The sequence below is a fragment of the Mycobacterium asiaticum genome (assembly GCF_001673315.1).
Taxonomy (GTDB): Bacteria; Actinomycetota; Actinomycetes; order Mycobacteriales; family Mycobacteriaceae; genus Mycobacterium; species Mycobacterium asiaticum_B.
On the sequence record NZ_LZLQ01000058.1, the window covers coordinates 26577 to 40203 of the forward strand.

Here is a 13627-nt window from a genome sequence, read left to right on the forward strand (position 1 = left end):
AGGAACTATGGCGCGGCCGCCGGTGCCACGTTCGGCGTGTCCAGTCGCTCGGCGAGCCAGGGCAGGGTGAGCGAGAAAGCCGTGGCCGCCGACGGCCAGTCGTGTTTGCCGGGGAGTGCGACGACCTTGCAGGAGATGCCGTTGGCGGTACCGATTTCGCACAGTTCCTCAGCCGCCTGCTGGCCCACCGCCTTGCGGTGTGGGGAAGCGCCCGGGACCGCGAACAGGCCGGACAGGTCGTGGTAATCACCATGGCGGGTAATCGCTGTTCGCGGGTCAAACCAGCGGTACGCCGCGGCGTCACCGCCGAATAACCGGTCGATCGTCTGCTGTCGGGTGCCCGCATTCGGGGCGATGTCGCCGCCGATGTCGACGAACGCACTGAATGTCCCGGGGTGCATGACGGCCAGATCAACGGCGCACGTGCCACCGGAGGAAAAACCCGCGACGCCCCACTTGCTCTGCCCGCCCAGCGCGAACTGCTCGGTGATCTCCGGGATCACCTCTGCGGTCAAATGGTCGGCGGCGTTACCGCGTGGGCCGTTCACACACTCGGTGTCGGACGTGAATCCGCCAGTGGCGTCGGCGAAGACGGCTACGGGAGCATTACCGGAGTGCGCTGCGGCATAGGCATCGAGGGCCGTCCCGGCGGCGCCGGCGCGCACCCAGTCCGCCGGGGTGTTGAATTCACCGCCGATCATCAACACCGCGGGCAGCGCCGGGGGCGGCGTGCTGGTGAACCAGGCGGGCGGCAGGTAGACCCATTCGGTGCGGTGCGCAAACCCCGACACGCGTGCGCTCGTGTGTACCGGCACCAGCGCTCCGTGCGGTGGTGCAACACCTTCGCGCTGCATCACCCGCATGGTCTGGACGTCGATCTGGTGGGGCAGCGGCCGGTTGGTCAGCTGGCTCCATGCGGAGTGAACGGTCGCGAAGTAACCGAGCCAACCGTTGATGATCAATCCGGTGCTGAGCAGGCAGAACGACGTGGCGAAGACCAGCACGTTCCGTCGCCACCATCCGGCGGCCCGCCAGCCGAAGACGGCCAGCGCGGCAGCCAGCCCCACCAGCGACACCCATAGCCACATCGTCCACGGTGCCGGCTCACTGGCCAGGCCCAACGTCCCGTAATAGCGGTACGCCAGCCCGCCGGTGATCGCTGCCACCGCGAAGGCCAGCGGCACCCACCGCGTGCGCCAGCGCCGTCCGCGCCACCCGACCGCGTAGAGCAATGCCGCGGCCGCCAGAGCCTGCACCATCGCCGGGATGACGCCATGCATCAGCGAGGCGCGTTCCAACATGCCGGGTGGGTACCCACTCCTGCTGCCGCGCCACGTAATCAGCCCGTCGGCGCCGGCGCGACGTCGGCAGCCCCCGGAAATCCCGCCAATTCCCGCAATTCGGTGAACGCGGCGGCGAAGGCCTCGGTCACCTCGTGCGTGTCGTTCAACGTTGCGTCGTCGGCCAGCACTGAGACACTCAGCTGGTCGACGTAGCTCCAGACGGTGATGTTCAGCGCGGCTCCGGCGGCCAGCGGTCCCACTGAATAGAATTCGCTGACCACCGCTCCCGCGACCTCGCCGCGATCCCGCGGACCCGGAACGTTGGAGACGATCAGGTTGAACAGCTGATTGGGTGCCGCACGCCGCGACATCCAGCCGAACGTGGCACGGGTGACGGTGGGCGGCACAAACTCCAGCCAGCGGCCCACCAGGGTGGGTCCGAGTAGCTGGTGATCCTCTTTGGCGATGCGTGTCGACGTTCGGATCAAACCGAGCCGCCCCATCGGATCGGCAACCTGCACTGGGAGCGACACCAACATGGTGGCCAGTGCGTTGCCGGTGATCCGGTCCGGTGAAGTATCGGTAGCGGTCGGTACCGAGGCGACGAGCGGTCTATCGGTGGCTTCGCCGTAATCGAGCAGCAGCCGCCGCAAGGCCCCCGCCGCCACGGTCAGCACCAGGTCGTTGAGGGTGACTTCGAGTCTCTTGCTGACCGATTTCACGTCAGCCAACGGCAGGGCCGCACTCGCGAAAGTCCTTCCCGGCGAGAGCTTGTGATTGAGGAAGGTGGGCGCCGGGTCGAATCGCTCGGCTAGCCCGGGATGGCTCAGCCGTTGCCGCGCACGGCGTTGCAACCGATAGGCGCCGACCACTCCGTCCCGGACCGCCGACGGCAAAGTCCGAATCCGCGCCGCATGGTCGCGCGCCGCGAAGCGCAGCACCTCACCGGTCGACGGGGCAACAGAAGCCGAATTGTGTTGCTGCTGTGTATATTCGGGATCGCCAACGTCCAGGGTTCGCGCCATCAGATTCGCCGAGGCGACGCCGTCGGCGAGCACGTGATGCACCTTGCCGATCACTGCGACGCGCTGGTCGCTGAGCCCCTCCGCGTAATAGAACTGCCAGAGGGGACGACTCCGGTCAAGCGGTGTGCTGGCGATCGCACCGATCACGGCGTCGAGTTCACGTCGCCCGCCGGGCGCGGGGATTTCGACGTGCTGCAGGTGGTAGTCGAGATCGAGTTCGGCGTCCTCACGCCAGATCGGACGATGTAGCCGCCACGGAGTGTCCACCAGTTGATAGCGCATCGGTTCAAGGCCCGGCAGGCGGTCCCGGAACACATCCCGGAACGCCTCGAACGTCGCCCGGCCCTCCGAACCCTGGAAATTGGAGGTGTCGACCACCGCCACCTTGAGGGTGTGCTGGTGGACGTTGGGCGTCTCGCTGGCAAGCATCAGCACATCCCACCCACTGAGTCGCTTCACCGCCGCTCCTCTCAGCGCATCGACACCCTCGAGCTAAGGGACCGCCCGCCTGCCATGTTGGCACGCAGGCAGCCGACGGTGCACCGATTCGATAGCCCGGGTAACCCCCGGAACGAATGCCGACGGCGTGAACGTGCACCCAGCGTGGCCCGCGTCGATGGCTACCATCTCGGCGCCCGGGATTTGCTCTGCCAGCCACTGCTGGCGTCTCACTCCGAAGGCGCGATCTTTCATCGTGACGACCACGGCCGTCGGCACGTCGATGTCCCCGACCCACGATGTCGAGTCGAACCGGACCACTTCGGCAACCGCGCGCGTGATGCCGCCCGGCGACGTGGCGCGAAACTGACCCAGAACCCACTGGTGGTCGGGCAGGAACCCACCGTTTGGCACCAACCCGGCGGGCTGGCAGCGACGCGGCGCCGGGGTAAGTGACTCGATGAGGGCCGCGAACAAGCCGGTGGCCACCCGCTCGTACTGAGCGCGACTCACCGCCGCCGCGGCGGCGCACAGCACCAACCCGTCCACCCGTTCACGGTGCCGCCGCCACACCAACTGCGCGATCAGCGATCCCATCGAGTAGCCGACCGGCACGAACGTATCGATACCCAGGACGTCGGCCAGTGCGGCGACGTCGTCGGCGCAGTCCTCGAGCAGCATCCGCGGCGGTGATATGCCCTGGCCGTGGCAGCGCTGGTCGAAGACGACCACGCGGCCGAACTCGCGTATCGCGTCCAACGCGGGATACCAGGTCATCAACCCGGTGCAGGCCAGCGAGTGCAGCAGGACGTACGTCGGCCCGTCAAAGTCCGCGGACGGGCCCGAGTCGAAGACGTAGGTGCTGCCCCGACCCGGAAGGTCCACCACTTCGCCGGACGGGACGTTTGCGACCGAAGCCAGTGCGGGCACCCTCGGTAACCGCATCATGGAAAGACCTCGCCGGAAGCTGTCGATGGGCTATTCAAACACGTGCGGGACGACAGGCGCTCACGGCCGGGCCGGGTTTCCGGCGAAGTGGAGCGGGGTAGCTGAGAGGAACACCCACCCCTGGAAACGGAGAAATCGTGACGACTGCGGAACAACCGCCCCCGGAAGGCTCCGAGCAACCACCCCAGGCCGCCGAGGGCCAGGGGTTGGACGACACCTCCAAAGAATTCGCCGCTGACCCCGCCTCGGCCGCCGATGGCGGAGGTAGCGGTCCCGACAAGTAAGCCGAGTGAGAGCCGACCCTGAGTGAGATCATGCGGTTACAGCTCCTGCACGATGCGACTCGGCACGATGGCTTACGGTTCGCCGCCAGAACAGGATTCATCGTCAGTGGCGTCATTCATCTGCTTATCGCTTACCTGATCGCACGCATCGCGTGCGGCAGTTCCGCGAACGCCGACCCGTCCGGCGCCCTGGCGACGGTTGCGTCGAGCGGCGGCGGGGAGGCGGCGTTGTGGGGCCTTGCGTTGGCTCTGGTCCCGTTGACGCTGTGGCGGCTCGTCGAGGCGTTGATTGGGCTGCACCCGGCCGAGGGCTTCGATGCCGACCCGCAGGACACGAGCGCGGGTAATCGCTTGAAAGCGTTGGGATTGATGGCGGTCTATTGCGGAGTGGGCCTGACCGCGGTGCGTTTCGCGCTCGGCGACCGCCAGCCGAGCGGTCAGCAGACCGCCGGCCTCAGCGCGCGATTGATGCAATCAGGACCGGGTCGGGTGGCCCTGATTCTCGGTGGTGTGGCCATCGTCGTGGTCGGCGGCTACCACGCATACAAGGGGGCGTCGAAGAAATTCCTTTCCGACCTGACTGATCGGCCGAAGGCGGTGACGGTCCTCGGCGGATGCGGTTACGTCGTGGAAGGCTTGGTGCTGGCTATCGCCGGAGTCCTGCTGGTGACGGCATCGATCGAAGTCGATCCCGCGAAGGCGGCGGGTCTGGACGCTGCCGTGAAAACGCTTGCCGCAACCCGCATCGGGATGGTGTTGCTGGTTTTCGCATCGTTCGGGTTTGCTGCCTATGGCTTGTACAGCCTTGCGCTGACCCGTTACTCGCGGATGTGACTCGCCGATGCCGCCGCGCCCCAGGTAGGGCCGCAACCGATCGACACCTCCAACGGCACGTCCAGCGGATAAGCGCCGCACATACTTTCTTGGACATATGCGGCCAATCCGTCGCGTTCGCCAGAGGCAACTTCGAACACCAGCTGATCGGCAGCCTGTAGCACCAGCCGCGACCTCAGGCCGGCCGCTTTGATCACCTGGGCAACATCGATCATCGCGACCTTGAGGATGTCAGCGGCGCTCCCGTCGATCGCCATGGCGAGGGCGGCGCGCTCGGCGCTCTGGCGCGCCCAGGCGTCGTCGCTGCCCAGATCCGCCAGATAGCGTCGCCGGCCGAGCAGAGTGGACGCGTATCCGGCCTCACGAGCCTCGTCGAGCACACCGCGCTCGCCGTTCCGGTGGGCCAGGATTCGGGTCTCCAGCTGGTCATAGTGCGCGGTCATCAACTCGGCGTAGTCTTCGCCCGCGACGAACGCGCCGCGCTCGTCGGGTCCGACACCTGCGGGGAGTGCGGCGTGGATGCGCCCGTCCGGTGCAATGGCGTTCACCAATTCGCCGGCGCCTTGACCCAGCAGACGCCGGTCCACGGCTATACCTACGGACTCGGTCTCGGCGAGCACCCGCTGGGCGGGCAACTCCAGCCGGCCCAGCAGCGACGAGGAGTCGATCCGCGCCAACTCCTCATCCAGCACGTCCGCCAGATCAAGCACCGCACAAGCCTGCAGGATCAACCCCTTCGGTGTGTGCGGTGTGTGCGGTGTGTCTCCCTGGACAGCTTCCGAGGGCAACGCGCAGCGCATGTGCCGCACCAAAAGGTCGTTGAGCGAACAAGATTGGCGCTCGGAACGCAATAGGTACGCCGCCAGCACTGTGTCGGAGGTAACTCCGCGCAAGGTCCAGCCACGACCCCGGAGCGCATGCAGCGCCGGCTTCGCGTCGTGCACAGCCTTGGGCGGACCCGGGTCGGCGAACCAGGATGCCAATGCCTCTTGGTCATCCGGGGTGAGTGCGCCGGCGTCGATGTAGCGGCCGTCCCCGTCGGCCGCCACGATGGCCAACGCGACGGCCTGGGCGTCATAGCCGGGACCGGTGCCGATGACGGCCAGACCGAACCGATTGCCCAGACTGTGTTCGGAGAGCCAGGCGGCAAGTTCACCGACCTGCAACACCCGCCCTCGTACGTCGAAATCTCTGGACAGGCTCATCCGGCAACCCGAATCAGGCCTGCCGTCGCCATGCTCAACGCCGCCTCCCTGGTCCGTTCAGCTTCGGGCACAAGGTTAACGTCGTACCCGGTCCCGCAAGCTCGTAGCCTGGAACCCATGACCACGACAACGAATACCGCAGATGCGACAGCGGACACCTTTCATACGGCGTGGGAGCGGTGGCACCAAGAGCGGGAAAGCTACTACCGCGACCCGCTGGGTTGGGTGAGTTTGACCGGCTTGTACTGGCTCACCGACGAATTCACGACGGTCGCCGACCTGCCGGGTCGCTGGCGCGCCGATGCCGAGGCTGTGTACGTCCAGGGCATCGAGGGAACCGACCGGCTCGAACCCATCGAAGGGGCGCCGGGGTTGCTGGTCGATGTCGGGGAGCGCCGCATCGAAGTGATTCGCCGCACCGGTTCGGCGGCGTTGCGCGTCCACGACCCTAAATCGCCGCACCTCGCCAAGTACCGCGGCATACCTACCTATCCGCCGAACGAACAATGGTGCATCACAGGCACTTTCACCAAGTACGAGCAGGCGGAGACGGTGACCGCCGGTGCCGTCGTGGCAGGCCTTCAACACCACTTGAGTGCGGTCGGGGTCATCGATTTCCAGCTGGCCGGTGAGTCGCTGCAACTCGTCGCGTTCAGCGCCAAAGACGGCACACTGCAGGTGTTGTTCACCGACGCCACCAGCGGAGTCACGACATACCCTGGCGCTCGGTCACTTTCGGTCAGCCAGCCGGACGCCGAAGGGAGAGTGACGCTGGACTTCAACCGGGCATCCAACCTGCCGTGCTCGTTCACCGACTACGCGACCTGCCCGGTCGCGCCGCCGGAGAACCGGCTGCCGATCGCTGTTGAAGCCGGTGAAAAGAACCCCCGCTGAGCGGGTCTACTCCAGCACGAAGACCGGGATGAGCCGATCCGTCTTCGTCTGATACTCGGCATATGGCGGGTAGGCCTCTACAGCCAGCCGCCACCACTGCTCACGTTCGGCTCCCTCAACCTCGCGCGCCGTCAGGGTGACAACCTTCGTACCGTCCTGCAGGGTCACAGCAGGGTTGGCTTTGAGGTTGAAGTACCAGGACGGGTGCTCGGGTGCGCCGCCCTTGGACGCCACGATCGCGTAACTGCCGTCCTTCTCGACGCGCATGAGGGGCACATACCGTTGCTTTCCGGACTTCGCACCAGTCATCGTCACCAGGACGACCGGCTTGTCGAAAATCTCGACGCCATCGGTGGTGCCTTGTTTCAGGATCTGTTCGGTCTGCTTACGTACCCACTCGGTGGGGCTCAGCTCGATCTGGTCAGCCATACCGATTGGCAACAACCCGGCACTGCTGGTCCATTCCCCGGCGGCGGTATTGGTGCGGAGCCGCGGCTGTGGGTGCGCCGACGGGAACCACCCTCGCAGTGCTCTCAAGTGGCAAAACACCACGGCGGCAAGCAAATCGGTGTGAGGTTACTGGGCGCGGGTATATAAGCGCCGTGTCCCGCAACTCGATACCCGACGACCTGCGGCGGCTGGCCGCCGCGCACGGGGTCGCCACCTCCTACCGCAACGAGCGACGCGAACCTGTGCACGTCGACGCCGATGTGGTGATCCGAGTGCTCGGGCTGCTCGATGTCGAGGCGTTCACCGAAGCCGATCGCCGCCGCGAGCTGGCCAGGCTCGCCGAACACGACCGCGCCGGTGTGGTGCCACCCACCATCGCCGTGCGCAACACCGGGCGTCCGCGTCCGGTCCCCGGAGCCGCCTTGCTGGTCGGCGAGGACGGCAGCCAGACCGAGTTGCGCGATGAGCTGCCCGCCGAATTGTCGCCGGGCTGGTACCGGCTGCACACCCGGGACGGGCAGCAGGTCACCGTGGTCGCCGCCCCACCACAGGTGCCGCCCACCCCGGCCACCTGGGGATGGATGTTGCAGCTCTACGCATTGCGCTCGGCCCGCTCGTGGGGGATCGGCGATTTGGGCGACCTCAAGGACTTCGTGCAGTGGTCTGCCACCGAGCACGGCGCCGGCGCGATTCTGCTCAATCCCCTGCATGCCCCCGGCCCGACACATCCCGTGCAGCCTTCGCCGTACACCCCGTCGAGCCGGCGCTTCGCAAACCCGCTGGCACTCCGCATCGAAGACCTCGACAGCTACCGGCGGGCCGATCCCGTCACGCGCGCCGAGGTAGACGCCCTACGGGTGTCGGCGAGCACCCCGCGGATCGATCACGACCTGGTCTGGGCCGCCAAGCGTTCGGCGTTGGAGTTGCTCTGGCGTGCCGGTGGCCGGCCCACTCCGCTGGACGACCCCTCTGCCGCGCAGGGCCTGCGGGACTTCGCGACCTACTGCGCGCTGGCCGAGGTGCACGGCGGTAACTGGACCCGGTGGCCTGAGCCGTTACGGGATGTCGGCGGGTCGGCCGTGGCGGCGGCACGCGCAGAGTTGGCGCCGCGGGTGGCATTCCACGCCTGGGTGCAGCAGCGCTGCGCCGAGCAGCTCATGGCGGTACGCAATACCGCGCGTGATGCCGGGATGGCACTCGGTGTGCTGCACGACCTCGCAGTAGGTGTCGACCCGGCCGGCGCCGACGCCTGGGCGCTGGCTGACGTGCTGGCGACGGGTGTCAGCGTGGGGGCGCCGCCGGACAATTTCACGCCCCGCGGGCAGGACTGGGGGCTCCCGCCGTGGCGGCCCGATCGCCTCGCCAAAACCGGGTACGTCGCGTTGCGGGACATGGTGCGCGCCGTGCTGGTCCATGCCGACGGCCTGCGGATCGATCACGTGGCGGGCCTGTGGCGGTTGTGGTGGATTCCGCCCGGCGACGGTCCCGATCGCGGCACCTACGTGCACTACGACGCCGACGTCATGTTGGCCGTCCTGGCCGTGGAAGCCCACCGGGCCGGGGCCACGGTGGTCGGCGAGGACCTCGGCACCGTCGAACCGGTGGTCACCGAGGCGCTGGCGGGCAACGGGATGCTCGGTTGCGCGGTGGCGTGGTTCACCCGCGACGAGTCAGCCCCCGGTGAACCACTGCTGCCGCCGGGGAAGTGGCCATCGCGGGCGGCCGCCAGCCTTTCCACCCACGACCTGCCCACCGCGGCCGGCTTTCTACGCGCGGAGCACGTACGGACGCGCGCAGACCTGGGACTGCTCAACGATGTGCCGGCCGAACAGGCCGCGGCAGAGCGAGAACGCACCGAATGGCTTGCCCTGCTGCGTTCGGAAAACCTGTTGCCCGCTGAGAACACCGCTGCGGAACCCGACGAGACAGAAATCATCGTGGCGATGCACCGCTTCCTCGCGGCTACCCCGAGCCGACTGAAGTTGATCTCACCCTACGACGTGCTCGGGGAGACGCGGCAGCCGAATTTGCCTGGCACGGTTGACGAATACCCGAACTGGCGGCTTCCGCTGCCGGAGACTCTGGAAGAGCTTCGTGACGACCCCAGGGTGGCCGCGATCACCGCGCTGTTCGGCGGCTCTGCTCAATCTTCGCCGGCACCAACGGATTCGACCGGGATTTCGACTGGGATTTCGACTGGGATGGTGTAGTTCAGACAGACCGTGGTGCCGGTGGAGCGGGCATTGATGGTGCAGTGGTCCGCCAGTGTGTGCATCAGCATTATGCCCCGGGATGCGAACGGGTCCTCTGGTCGACGGCGCACCGGACGGTGCCAGGTGCCACGGTCGCTGATTCTCACACGCATGGTTTGCGACGCAGGATCGAAGTCGGCATACAACCGCATGGCTCCGGCTGCGTGCCGGTCCCGGTAGGCGTGCTCCACGCAGTTGGCCAAGGCCTCGTTCACGCTCAGGACGATGTCGTCGCGAATCTCCGCCGCTCCCCCGACCCGCTGTTGCAACCAGCGATCCAGGGAGCGGCGCCAGGCGGCCGCAGTCGTCGCGTCGGCCGCACCCGCGCATGTCAACCGAATGGGTTCGGTGGCAGTGGATGTCAGGACGCTCATGTTTACGGCATACCCATCAGGGGGGCGGGGGATAACGTTGGCGGCGTTTCTATTTGGCCACAATCAATTCGCGGCCGCGGCGAGGTAATCCATGGGGCGCGCGTCCCCATGCCCCAAGCCCCGATGCGCGACGGCCGTAACCATCGCGGTCCCGTTGCTGATGGTCCCGACGATTGCGACTTCGTCGTTGATCGAAAACATCGGAGCGTTGGTGATCGGCGCGCTGCCGCCCTTGGTGATGGCGAGTGTGTCGGGGGTAACGACATAGGTTCGGGTGTAACCGTCGGCACTGCGCGCCGTTAACGAGGCGGACGAGACGGCCACCAGCGTTCCCTCTTGACTCACCTGTTCGGTGGCGGGGGGCACCGCATTCGGCGGGGCGGCATCCGGCCCGTTGTCCGGGCCGGTAGGAGTGAATAACGTCCCGCTGAAAATGACGGCGAACAATGCCACTGCCAGCAGTGACGCGGAGAATGCCGCGCCCACACCGGGCAATCTGAAATTCGATTGCTCGATGAGGCGGTGTCTGGCGCTCACGGTAATTCCTTAATTGCTCCGGTTACACGTCCGACAACTCTTCGCCCGCCGTCGAGTCAAGTCGTTGCAAACGTTGTTACCCGATGTGCGAGACCGATAAACGGCTTGAGTAACCGGGGAGCATCCCGTCAGCGACGGTGGGCACGCAATTGATAGAGCCCCTTGGTGACGGCTACGACTGCGCCTGCGGCGTCGGTGACCACCGCTTCGAGCGTGTAGTCGGCTTTGCCGTTGGACTCGGCCTCGGCTTCGACCCGGGCAATGGTGTCCTCGTCCAGCTTTGCTTCGGCGCGCAGCGGCGTGCTGGCCATTCCGACAAACGAAATGTCGACGTTCTTCACCAACGGGAAATACTTGCCCGCATCGAACGTGGACAGTGCGACGATTCCGCCGAGAATCTCAGCGACGGTGAACTGCACGCCGGCGTAGATCACGCCGAAGTGGTTGCCGTTTCCTTCGGCCGGAACACTCGTCGCGGCGAAACCCCGCCCAGCCTCTAGTACCCGTACACCCATACGGTCGGCGATCGGAATTGTCGACGCCAGACTCGCATTCATCATTTCGACCAGCTGATCCGCCACAGCGTTGATCGTTGCATACGGTTCAGCACAGATCGTGGTGGTACCACTGGTTCCCGCCAAGGCGCTTCGCCTGGTACATCGCGGCATCGGAGGCAGTGATCAGGCGCGCGAGCAGCGCCTGGTGTTCACCCGCCGGGGCTTCGTCCAACAGGGCACACGCGGTGCCGATGCTGGCGGTGACTTCCGCGGTCGAGTCGGAGATGGCGAAGCACATCTGGGTAGCCAATGACTCGGCGTTGCACTTCACCGACGTGCCGGCGACCAGAAACTCTTCGCCGCCGCTTCGCGCCACCACAGCCTGGTCGTCAGCGGCCGCCAGCAGCGCCTGGCCGACCTGGACCAGCGCGTAGTCACCGGCGGCGTGGCCACGGTTGTCGTTGAGGCCTTTGAAGTTGTCCAAGTCGATCACCAGCACCACCAGATGCGCGTCGATGCCCCGGCGGGCCAGCATCATGCCTAGCGCATTGTGCTGGAACGCCCGCCGATTCAGCAGCCCGGTCAGCGGGTCGCGATCGGCTCGCAGCAGATCACCCGCCAGCGCGCGGACCAGGATGCGAATGGCTAGCGGCAAGGCGATGTTCACCTCGAGCACCAGCCACAAGTCCACGCCCGCCAGGGAGGGGTGCCCCGATGCCGCCAATTGCACTGCTTCGTAGCCGGCGACCGCGGCGGCGACGGCGAAGTTGTACAGCACGAAGGCCGTCGTGTGGAAGAACGCGATGTAAGCGCCGAAGGTAGCGAAGGCGATGCAACCGATCAGCGCTGCCAACGGGTTGGGGTGCGCCAGACACGCCAGCGCGACCGCGGTGTTGCACGTGACCGCGTAAACCACCGATTGGGTGCGCGTCGGCCAACGCCAGATCCAGAGCAATGTCGCCGCGACGCCTCCCGCGACCGCGGTCCAGGTCATCGCGATCCCCGCCGGCCCGGCCGGACCGTCGGACCCGGCCATCAACGCGAAGAGGCACAACACCATCGACGCGGAGATGAACGCCATCAGGGCCCGGGTGGCACCGCTGATTCCCCGCGCAGCCAGGTAACCGGAGAGCCAGTCATACTGATCACCCCGTTGCCAGCGGCTAAAGATCGCAGTCATCTTTGATTCCCCATCGCCACCACACTCGGTGGTGCTGACCCGTCGAGGCTGTCCCGAGGCTACCGAGGAGCTTAACCGCTGGTCATCCGCCCTGGGCCGGCATCCTCCGAAAACGGGGCCTACGTACCGACCGGCGCCGACGGCGTGAATACGACCGGCATGCTCTCCAGACCACTGACGAAATTGGCCGGCCGCAACGGCAGCGGGTCGTCCGAGGCCAACCGCAGATCGGGAAGTCGCCGCAACAACCGTTCCTGCATCATCGACAGCTCCAGGCGCGCCAATTGATTGCCCAGGCAGAAGTGGGTCCCGAAGCCGAATGCCATGTGCTGGTTCGGCTGCCTTTCGATCCGGAAGTTCTCGGGGTCGCCGAACACCTTCTCGTCGAAGTTCGCCGACTCGAACAGCAGGATGATTTTCTCCCCCGTCTTGAGCTGCGCTCCATGGAAGTCGATGTCGGCGGTGACCGTTCGCGCCATGTTCTTCACCGGTGAAGTCCAGCGCAGCATCTCTTCGATCGCTCCGGGCAACAGCCCCGGGTCCGCTACGAGTCGCTGATGCTGCTCCGGTTCTCGCAGTAGTTGCGCGGTACCACCGGACAAGGTGTGCCGCGTGGTCTCGTCGCCGCCGATCAGCAGCAACAGCACCTCGGTGACGATTTCGTGGTCGGCCAGTTTCTGCCCGTCCACTTTCGCATGCACCAACACGCTGACCAGGTCGTTGGTCGGCTCGGCCTGGCGCGCCGCGATCATGCTGGTCATGTACTCGGTGTAGGCGGCGAACGCGTCCACCGATACCTGAAAATCCTGTTCGGCGGTGGTGCTGCTGAGGAAGCTGACCATGTCGTCGGACCAACGCAGGAACATCTCACGTTCCTCCGGCAGCACCCCCAGCATGTCGCCGATGACGGCCATCGGCAGCGGTGCCGCGAGGTCCCGGACGAAGTCGCACTCGCCCCGTTCACACACCGCGTCGATCAGTGTGTCGCACAGCCCACCGATCGACTGTGCCCGGTCTTTCACGCGTTTGCGGGTGAAGCCCGCGTTGACGAGTTTGCGCCGCAACAGATGTTCCGGGTCGTCCATTGCGATCATCATCGGTGGCGCGGCCTGGTCGGGTCGGATTCCGCCGGCGTTGGAGAACAATTCCGGGGTCCGCTCAGCCTCGATCACCGCTTGGTAACTGGCCGCGGCAGCCAAGCCTTTGCTGTCGCGAAACACCGGTTCGTGCTCACGCATCCACTTGTAGAACGATCGTGACTCGCCGGCGTAGAACTCACCGTCGGTCAGATCGACGTCAGGACGTGATTTCCGCTGCGGCACAACAAGTTCTGGCAACGCTCAAACCCTTCGGACGCGCCGGGCCACTGCCCTTTACCGTAGACATTACAGTATGCCCCGCTGGAAAGGCAGCCACTTTTGACGGC

13 protein-coding genes and 1 pseudogene are annotated in these 13627 nt (G+C 66.2%); 4 read left to right on the forward strand and 10 right to left on the reverse strand.

Features of this window, described 5'->3' with window-relative positions:
* Window positions 1-5 precede the first annotated feature (5 nt).
* The 3 genes from A5636_RS08690 to A5636_RS08700 are packed head-to-tail and all read right to left on the reverse strand — an operon-like array spanning window position 6 to window position 3694.
* Window positions 6-1301, reverse strand: coding sequence for an alpha/beta hydrolase (locus A5636_RS08690; RefSeq protein ID WP_065158272.1), 1296 nt, complete (start codon window positions 1299-1301; stop codon window positions 6-8).
* 38 nt (window positions 1302-1339) lie between these two features.
* Window positions 1340-2767 (reverse strand): WS/DGAT/MGAT family O-acyltransferase, encoded by a 1428-nt coding sequence (locus A5636_RS08695; RefSeq protein WP_065158273.1) that lies wholly within the window; start codon window positions 2765-2767, stop codon window positions 1340-1342.
* Between the two features lie 33 nt (window positions 2768-2800).
* Window positions 2801-3694 (reverse strand): alpha/beta fold hydrolase, encoded by an 894-nt coding sequence (locus A5636_RS08700; RefSeq protein WP_065158274.1) that lies wholly within the window; start codon window positions 3692-3694, stop codon window positions 2801-2803.
* Window positions 3695-3831: 137 nt separating this feature from the next.
* Between A5636_RS08700 and A5636_RS26045 the strand changes: the two genes are divergently transcribed.
* Together A5636_RS26045 and A5636_RS08705 are read left to right on the forward strand one after the other, a co-directional pair.
* On the forward strand, window positions 3832-3978 hold the full coding sequence (locus tag A5636_RS26045) for a hypothetical protein (RefSeq protein WP_155763705.1): 147 nt from the start codon (window positions 3832-3834) through the stop codon (window positions 3976-3978).
* Window positions 3979-4008: 30 nt separating this feature from the next.
* Window positions 4009-4812: a DUF1206 domain-containing protein gene (locus tag A5636_RS08705; RefSeq protein ID WP_065158275.1), complete on the forward strand. Its 804-nt coding sequence runs from the start codon at window positions 4009-4011 to the stop codon at window positions 4810-4812.
* On the opposite strand, the pseudogene A5636_RS08710 reads toward A5636_RS08705, so the two are convergent.
* Window positions 4797-5999, reverse strand: a pseudogene (locus A5636_RS08710) (DNA polymerase); the annotation flags it as partial. The gene A5636_RS08705 and the pseudogene A5636_RS08710 overlap by 16 nt on opposite strands.
* Window positions 6000-6134: 135 nt before the next feature.
* Between A5636_RS08710 and A5636_RS08715 the strand changes: the two are divergent.
* A complete protein-coding gene (locus tag A5636_RS08715) occupies window positions 6135-6911 on the forward strand; it encodes a DUF1684 domain-containing protein (protein WP_065158277.1) in 777 nt (258 codons plus the stop codon).
* A gap of 6 nt (window positions 6912-6917) precedes the next feature.
* On the opposite strand, the gene A5636_RS08720 is transcribed toward A5636_RS08715, so the two are convergent.
* Window positions 6918-7340, reverse strand: coding sequence for a nitroreductase family deazaflavin-dependent oxidoreductase (locus A5636_RS08720; RefSeq protein WP_065158278.1), 423 nt, complete (start codon window positions 7338-7340; stop codon window positions 6918-6920).
* 173 nt (window positions 7341-7513) lie between these two features.
* On the opposite strand from A5636_RS08720, the gene malQ reads away from it, so the two are divergent.
* Entirely contained in the window at window positions 7514-9571 is a 2058-nt protein-coding gene (malQ, locus tag A5636_RS08725; RefSeq protein WP_253900541.1) for a 4-alpha-glucanotransferase, read from the forward strand.
* Here malQ and A5636_RS08730 read toward each other — a convergent pair.
* The 5 genes from A5636_RS08730 to A5636_RS08750 all read right to left on the reverse strand — a co-directional run bounded on the left by A5636_RS08730 (window position 9505) and on the right by A5636_RS08750 (window position 13538).
* Entirely contained in the window at window positions 9505-9954 is a 450-nt protein-coding gene (locus tag A5636_RS08730; RefSeq protein WP_065158326.1) for an ATP-binding protein, read from the reverse strand. The genes malQ and A5636_RS08730 overlap by 67 nt on opposite strands.
* Window positions 9955-10050: 96 nt before the next feature.
* Window positions 10051-10524 carry a hypothetical protein gene (locus A5636_RS08735; RefSeq protein ID WP_155763707.1) on the reverse strand — a complete coding sequence of 158 codons (474 nt, stop codon included), beginning with the start codon at window positions 10522-10524 and terminating at the stop codon, window positions 10051-10053.
* A 128-nt stretch (window positions 10525-10652) separates the two neighbouring features.
* The gene (locus A5636_RS08740; protein ID WP_367592419.1) at window positions 10653-11105 is read right to left on the reverse strand and encodes a PaaI family thioesterase; all 453 of its coding nucleotides are present in this window, start codon (window positions 11103-11105) and stop codon (window positions 10653-10655) included.
* 22 nt (window positions 11106-11127) lie between these two features.
* Window positions 11128-12201, reverse strand: a complete 1074-nt coding sequence (locus tag A5636_RS08745; RefSeq protein WP_065158280.1) for a GGDEF domain-containing protein — start codon at window positions 12199-12201, stop codon at window positions 11128-11130.
* Between the two features lie 119 nt (window positions 12202-12320).
* Window positions 12321-13538 carry a cytochrome P450 gene (locus A5636_RS08750; protein ID WP_065158281.1) on the reverse strand — a complete coding sequence of 406 codons (1218 nt, stop codon included), beginning with the start codon at window positions 13536-13538 and terminating at the stop codon, window positions 12321-12323.
* Window positions 13539-13627 lie beyond the last annotated feature (89 nt).